Source organism: Corynebacterium sp. HMSC072A02, assembly GCF_001810085.1.
GTDB classification, from domain to species: Bacteria; Actinomycetota; Actinomycetes; order Mycobacteriales; family Mycobacteriaceae; genus Corynebacterium; species Corynebacterium hesseae.
The window spans coordinates 46,005-52,541 of the sequence record NZ_KV799822.1; the positions used below are offsets into that span (position 1 = coordinate 46,005).

Annotated in this window: 7 protein-coding genes; 4 read left to right on the forward strand and 3 right to left on the reverse strand. The window is 63.3% G+C overall.

Features of this window, described 5'->3' with window-relative positions:
- The first annotated feature begins 9 nt into the window (after positions 1 to 9).
- On the forward strand, positions 10 to 924 hold the full coding sequence (locus HMPREF2698_RS02845) for a nicotinate-nucleotide--dimethylbenzimidazole phosphoribosyltransferase (RefSeq protein ID WP_070561955.1): 915 nt from the start codon (positions 10 to 12) through the stop codon (positions 922 to 924).
- A gap of 9 nt (positions 925 to 933) precedes the next feature.
- On the opposite strand, the gene HMPREF2698_RS02850 is transcribed toward HMPREF2698_RS02845, so the two are convergent.
- The gene (locus HMPREF2698_RS02850) at positions 934 to 2,037 is read right to left on the reverse strand and encodes a branched-chain amino acid aminotransferase (protein ID WP_070561958.1); all 1,104 of its coding nucleotides are present in this window, start codon (positions 2,035 to 2,037) and stop codon (positions 934 to 936) included.
- Positions 2,038 to 2,191: 154 nt separating this feature from the next.
- Here HMPREF2698_RS02850 and HMPREF2698_RS02855 point away from each other — a divergent pair, with 154 nt between their 5' ends.
- The gene (locus HMPREF2698_RS02855) at positions 2,192 to 3,691 is read left to right on the forward strand and encodes a leucyl aminopeptidase (protein ID WP_070561959.1); all 1,500 of its coding nucleotides are present in this window, start codon (positions 2,192 to 2,194) and stop codon (positions 3,689 to 3,691) included.
- A 48-nt stretch (positions 3,692 to 3,739) separates the two neighbouring features.
- Here HMPREF2698_RS02855 and HMPREF2698_RS02860 read toward each other — a convergent pair whose 3' ends face one another.
- Positions 3,740 to 5,014, reverse strand: a complete 1,275-nt coding sequence (locus HMPREF2698_RS02860) for a glutaminase (RefSeq protein WP_070561961.1) — start codon at positions 5,012 to 5,014, stop codon at positions 3,740 to 3,742.
- Positions 5,015 to 5,042: 28 nt separating this feature from the next.
- On the opposite strand from HMPREF2698_RS02860, the gene HMPREF2698_RS02865 reads away from it, so the two are divergent.
- Positions 5,043 to 5,585, forward strand: a complete 543-nt coding sequence (locus tag HMPREF2698_RS02865) for an isochorismatase family protein (RefSeq protein WP_070561963.1) — start codon at positions 5,043 to 5,045, stop codon at positions 5,583 to 5,585.
- Here HMPREF2698_RS02865 and HMPREF2698_RS02870 read toward each other — a convergent pair.
- Positions 5,582 to 5,980, reverse strand: coding sequence for an oxidoreductase (locus HMPREF2698_RS02870; protein WP_070519782.1), 399 nt, complete (start codon positions 5,978 to 5,980; stop codon positions 5,582 to 5,584). The genes HMPREF2698_RS02865 and HMPREF2698_RS02870 overlap by 4 nt on opposite strands.
- 148 nt (positions 5,981 to 6,128) lie before the next feature.
- Between HMPREF2698_RS02870 and HMPREF2698_RS02875 the strand changes: the two genes are divergently transcribed.
- A partial coding sequence (locus HMPREF2698_RS02875) for a biotin/lipoyl-containing protein (protein ID WP_305764427.1) occupies positions 6,129 to 6,537 on the forward strand: 409 nt, incomplete at its 3' end.

Genomic DNA, 6,537 nt, shown 5'->3' on the forward strand with positions numbered 1-6,537 from the left:
GGAGGACACATGCCTGAATTCACCGCCGTTCCCCAGCTGCGCCCTTCAACCGCAGCTCACCCAAACCGCGTAGCAGAAATTGCCGCGTGGTTGGCGGCAGCGCAGGATTCCCCGCAGGCGAAGCCCCTTCAGCGCCCCCGAGCCATCGTCTTTGAGGGCACTGATGCCAACGTTGAACGCACCGTCGACGGTACAGGGGCCACAGAGCACTCCCCCAACGATGCAGATCGGTGGCGCGATAATCTCTTCAGCGCCGCGGAGCGTGCAGGAGCGGGCATCGACTTCGTCGAATGCAGCACAGAGTCCACCAGCGCTGAGCCTGGCGACTCCTCCGCCGCTATGTCCCCGGCAGAGTGCGAATCACACATCGAACTCGGTATGGCTACGGCTGACCGAGAGATCGATTCGGGCACAGATCTGCTCATCACGTCTGATTGTGGTATCGGCGCAAACACCGTCGCCGCCAGTGTCATGGGCCGGATTACCCATACCGAACCGGTGGCGATTGTGGGGACGAATACTCTGGCCAGCGGCATCACGGATGCAATGTGGAAAGCCCGCGTGAGCGTCGTGCGCGACTCCATGTTCCGCGCCCGCAACCTGGAGGGCTGGGAGGTCGTGCAGACCATCGGTTCCCCGAGCCTCGCGGCGCTGGTGGGTTTCATCGCGCAAGCCACGGCGCGGCGGACGCCGGTGCTTATCGACGGTCCACTGGCCGCCACCGCCGCCGTCTTGGTCGAGCGCACCGCGCCCGGCGTGAAGGGCTGGCTGCGCGCAGGGACGACCACCCCCGAACCGGCTTATGCCCTTGCTCTCAAAGAGCTGGGACTAACCCCACTGCTTGATTTAAACCTGAGTGAAGGTTTCCCCCTCGGCGCGCTCGCGGCCTTGCCGCTGGTGCAGCTGGCCGCCGAGCTCGCCTAGGCAACCCACTTATTTCGCTTCAACCAGCGTGTGAAGCCAGCCGTGGGTATCCTCCACGGCCCCGCGCTGGATGCCGGTGAGTCGCTCGCGCAGGGCCATCGTCGTGGCACCGGCCTCATCGTTGTTGATGTGGAAGTCGGTCTCGTTGCCCATGACGTGGCCCACCGGGGTAATGACGGCAGCGGTACCGCAGGCAAAGGCCTCCACCATCGCACCGGAGGCAACGTCGTGCTCCCACTCCTTGTAGGTGATGCGACGCTCTTCGACCTTCAAGCCCATGTCTTCGGCCACCTGCAGCAGGGACTTGCGGGTAATGCCCGGAAGCAGCGATCCCGACAACGCCGGGGTTACCAGAGTCTGGTTGCCCTCTTCGCCGTAGACGAAGGCCAAGTTCATGCCACCCATCTCCTCGATGTAGGTGCGGTCGATAGCATCCAACCACACCACCTGGTCGCAGCCCTTTTCCGCTGCCTGCGCCTGAGCGAGCAGGGAGGCCGCGTAGTTGCCGGCGAACTTGGCCGCACCCGTGCCGCCGGGGGCGGCGCGAACATAGTCGGTGGACAGCCAGACGGACACCGGCTTGATACCACCGGAGAAGTACGCGCCGGCCGGGGAGGCGATGACAACATAGCGGTAGGAGTGCGCCGGGTGCACGCCCAGGGACACATCGGTGGCGATCATGAAGGGGCGGAAGTACAGGGCAGCCTCGCCACCGGCTTCGGGGACCCAGGCCTGGTCGACGGCGACAAGCTGGCGCAGCGACTCAATGAACTCCTCTTCCGGCAACTGCGGCATGGCCATGCGCTCCGCGGAAGCCTGCAGACGCTGCGCGTTCTGCTCCGGGCGGAAAGTGGCGATGCTGCCATCGGGCTGGCGGTAGGCCTTGATGCCCTCGAAGATAGCCTGGCCGTAATGGAAGACGGTGGACGCTGGATCCATACTGAACGGCGCGTAAGGGCGCACCTGCGCGTCGTGCCATCCCTTGTCCTCGGTCCAGTCAATCGTCACCATATGGTCGGTGAAGTACTTACCAAAGCCCGGGTTCGCCAAAATCTCCTGCAGGCGCTCCGGGGAGGTGGGGTTTTCAGTTCGCGTCACGGTGTAATTCAACATGTTTCATAGCGTACTCCCCCAACACCTATAGATATGCAGAAATGCCCTAGCCACGTAGTCACCCCTTGAGCGCATCGCCCATCCGCGTTCCACATCATGGACACGGGTAGGGTGTGAGGAGTATCCCATTGTCACTTTTCTCAAGGAGGACATCGTGGCTTCTACCACGTTCGAATTGCCCGCACGCGGCTCTTTCCCCACCGTTGAGCTGGCCAAGAAGGCCCCCAAGCAGGCGGACGCCCTGTTGATCGCAACCTTTGCTGGCGAGGATGGGCTCGAGGTGCCGGGTACCTCCCTGCTCGGCTCCTCGGCGCTGCGCTCGACGTATGAGGCCCTCACCGCAGTGGGGGCGACGGGCAAGGCTGGGGAAATCGTGAAGGTCCCCGCCCCGCAAAAGGCGGGCGCCGCACAGGTCATCGCGCTGGGATTGGGCGGCGTCGAGGAACTCGACGATGAAGCACTGCGCCGCGCCGCGGGCAGCGCCGCCCGTGCCACGACTGGCGTGGGCACCATCGTGACCACCCTCGCGGACTTCGGTGTGAGCGCCGCCGTCGAAGGCCTCATCCTTGGCGGCTACGCCTACCGCGGCATCCGCTCCACCGAGCTCACGGAAAAGGAACAACCGGCCACCTTCGTCGTTGTGGCTGATAAGTCCGCCTCCGAGGAGTTCGAGGCCGCTCGCACCGTGGCAGAGTCTGTCTTGTTCACCCGTGACTTGGTGAATACCCCGGCGAATGAGCTCTACCCGGAGTCCTACGCCGCTATCCTTTCCAGCCAGGCCAAGGAGGCCGGGCTTGACGTCGAGGTGCTCGATGAGAAGCAGCTGGCAAAGCAGGGCTTCGGTGGCATCTTGGCTGTGGGTAAGGGCTCGGCCCGCCCGCCGCGCCTGGTGCGCCTGAGCTGGAAGCCCAAGAAGGCCAAGAAGCACGTGGCTCTTGTGGGCAAGGGCATCACCTTCGATACCGGCGGTATTTCCTTGAAGCCGGGCAACGGTATGTGGGACATGATCTCGGACATGGGTGGCTCGGCTGCCATGGCTGCCACCATTATCGCGGCTGCCAAGCTAAAGCTGCCGGTCCAGATCACCGCTACCCTGCCGCTGGCTGAGAACATGCCGGGCTCTGGCGCCACCCGCCCGGGCGATGTCATTACCCACTACGGTGGCCTGACCTCAGAGGTGCTCAACACCGACGCCGAGGGCCGCCTCGTGCTTTCCGACGCCATTGCGCGCGCCAGCGAGGACAAGCCCGACTACCTCATCGAGACCGCTACTCTTACCGGCGCGCAGATCGTGGCGCTGGGCTCTCGCACAGCGGGCGTTATGGGCTCCGAGGTCTTCCGCGATCGCATCGCCGAAATCGGCCGCGAGGTGGGCGAAAACGCGTGGGCCATGCCGCTGCTGGAGGAGCACGACGAGGAGATTAAGTCCCAGGCCGCGGACATCCGCAACATCAACGCCAAGCGCGAGGGCGGCATGGAGTTCGCCGGCACCTACCTAAAGCAGTTCGTAGGCGAAGGCATCGAGTGGGCGCACATCGATATCGCCGGCCCCTCTTGGAACGGTTCCGCTCCGCGCGGCTACACCCCGAAGCGCGCCACCGGTGTGCCGGTGCGCACCGTGGTGGCAACCCTGCGCGAGATTGCCGAAGCCTAGATCAGAGCGGCTTCGACTAGGCCCGTCGTGTGAGCGGCTTCAGGCCGCTCACACCTCTTCGCCGGCGATGACGTAGTCCTCCTTGTCCGCCAGCGGGAGGACGGTGCCGTCGGACATGGCGCGGTCGGTGACGACCCCGTTATCGTCGACAAGCGCCACCTCGTTGCCGCCCTCGCGCAGCCGGCGCAGGCCTTCCTTGAGCATGCGTCGGCCCACCGTGTGCAGGCCGGAAACCTGCGAGAAGTCCAGCGCTAGGCGCTTGCCAGAGAATTGGCGCTCCTCCAGCTCGTGGAGGATGGCTTCCGTAGCGGTGAAATTGATGTGGCCCTGCAGTCGGATAATCGCGGTCTCTTCATCCTCGTCGACGCTGCGCACCGGGTGCACGCCGAAGCGGTTCTCCGTGGACATCAGGTGCAGGCCCATGTCCGAGGAGAGCTCACGGAAAATCGCGGTGCCACGCACGCTATTTCCCTGCTCGTCGAGGCGCGGCGAGAACGTCGCCACACCAATCTGCCCCGGCAGCGTACCAATGAGCCCGCCGGCCACACCCGACTTAGCGGGGATTCCCACTTCCGCCATCCAACGCCCCGCGCCGTCATACATGCCGCACGAACTCATCACTGCCAAGGTCATGCGGCACACGTCGGCGTCCAGAATCTTCTCCCCTGTCACCGGCTGGCGCCCACCATTGGCCAAAGTCGCGGTCATGACGGCGAGGTCGCGCACGTCGACCGACAGCGCGCACTGCGAGGTATAGGACAGTACCGCGTCGTGGGCATCGTCCTGAATGATCTCATAAGAACGCAGCATGTGCGCGAGCGAAAGGTTTCGTTCGGCGTGCTCGAGCTCGGAGTCACACAGGCGCTTATCGACGTCCACCTCGCGCCCCGCCAGCTTTGAAATGAAAGAACGAATCTTCTCCACGCGGTCCTCCACGCTGGAGTCCACACCGTTGATGAGCTGGTTGACCACAATGGCACCGGCGTTGATCATCGGGTTCACTGGGCGGTGATCCTTTGCCAGGGAGAGCTCGTTAAAGGCCTGGCCGGAGGGCTCTAGGCCGACGACCTCACGAACCTCATCGAGCCCCAGCTCCTGCAGCGCCAGCGCGTAGACGAAGGGCTTGGAGATGGACTGGATGGTAAAGCGGTTCTCCGCATCGCCAGCACTGTACAGGTGCCCCGTCACAGAGCACAGGGCTACGCCGAGTTGGTCAGGGTTTGCACTGGCCAGCTCTGGGATATAGTCCGCGACCTCGCCAGAATCGTGGTCGTGAACACGGTCGAGGATTTTTTGTAGATAAAAAGGAATCGGTGATTTCATCGGCATCCAGCCTATAGAATTACCGCGTATGAAGCCTGCACTCATCATCGTTGACGTCCAACATGACTTCTGCCCTGGCGGCGCACTTGCCACCGAAAAAGGCAACAAGGTGGCTGACCGTATCGGCGCCCTTCAGCCCAGCTATGACACCGTCGTGGCTACCCAGGACTGGCACATCGATCCGGGCAGCCACTTTTCCGAATCGCCCGACTTCGTCGATTCCTGGCCAGTGCACTGCGTTGCTGATTCCTTTGGTGCCGCCATGCACGAATCCATCGGCGCCGCCCAAGCCTACTTCCGCAAAGGCGAATACACCGCTGCGTATTCCGGGTTCGAAGGCGCGGCCGATGGTGTGTCATTGGCAGACTGGTTGCGTGAGCACAACATCACCGCCGTGGACATCGTTGGCATCGCCACCGATCACTGCGTGCGGGCCACGGCGCTCGACGCAGTTAAGGAAGGCTTCGCCGTCCGCGTTCTGTCACACTACTGCGCGCCTGTCGATGAGTCCCGTGGCGCCGCCGCGCTTGCCGAGCTCGCGGATGCGGGCGCAACCATCGTGAAGGACTAGTCCTTATTCTGCTGCTGGCGCTGCTCAAAGCGCTCGCGACGTTCACGTTGCTCTTCCCTCTTGCGCAGGATGCGTTCGCGTTCAATGCGCTCGCGCATGCGCTGCGGATAGCCGGTCTCCTCGACGTCATAGACATCGCATCGAAGCAGCTTGGCTACCGCATCGATCCCTTTCGGCCCGCCGATACGGCGGCGGATGAAGGCGCCGTTCTCATCAACCACGACCACGGACATCTCGTTGACCACGGTCTCCGGCTCAACGAAGGCCTCGATATACGCGCGTCCCTGCGCCCAGGTTTGAAGCTCGCGGGCGTCTTCTGCGCGAATCGTCTCCCCCGGTGCGCGGGGCGGGCGCAGCTGGGACTTAGAGCTGTTGCGGCGGAAGGGGTTGAACATGGCTCTTTAGCCTACCGGAGGCATCCTTGAGCCCCTTCGTGCGGAGGATGCCCTAATTCACCCCACCCGTGCGCGCCTTTTATAAACACGCTGTAGAATCGAACACTAGCGTTTCAATAATTCCAACTTTCGAGGAGTCTTAATACTTATGGCACACTCTGTTGTGATGCCCGAACTGGGCGAATCTGTAACCGAAGGCACGATTACCCAGTGGCTGAAGTCCGTCGGCGACACCGTTGAGGTCGACGAACCACTCCTCGAGGTCTCCACCGACAAGGTCGACACCGAAATCCCATCCCCGGTCGCCGGCACCATCCTCGAAATCAAGGCAGAGGAAGATGACACCGTAGACGTGGGCGAGGTCATCGCCATCATCGGTGACGAGGGCGAGTCCGCACCGGCTGCTGAGGAGTCGGAGGATTCCTCCGAGAAGGCCGAGGAGACTCCGGACAAGCCTGCTGAAGACGCTGGGTCCGAGGCCTCTGCTGCTTCTGGTGACGCCACCGACGTAGAGATGCCGGAGCTCGGTGAGTCCGTCACCGAGGGCACCATCACCC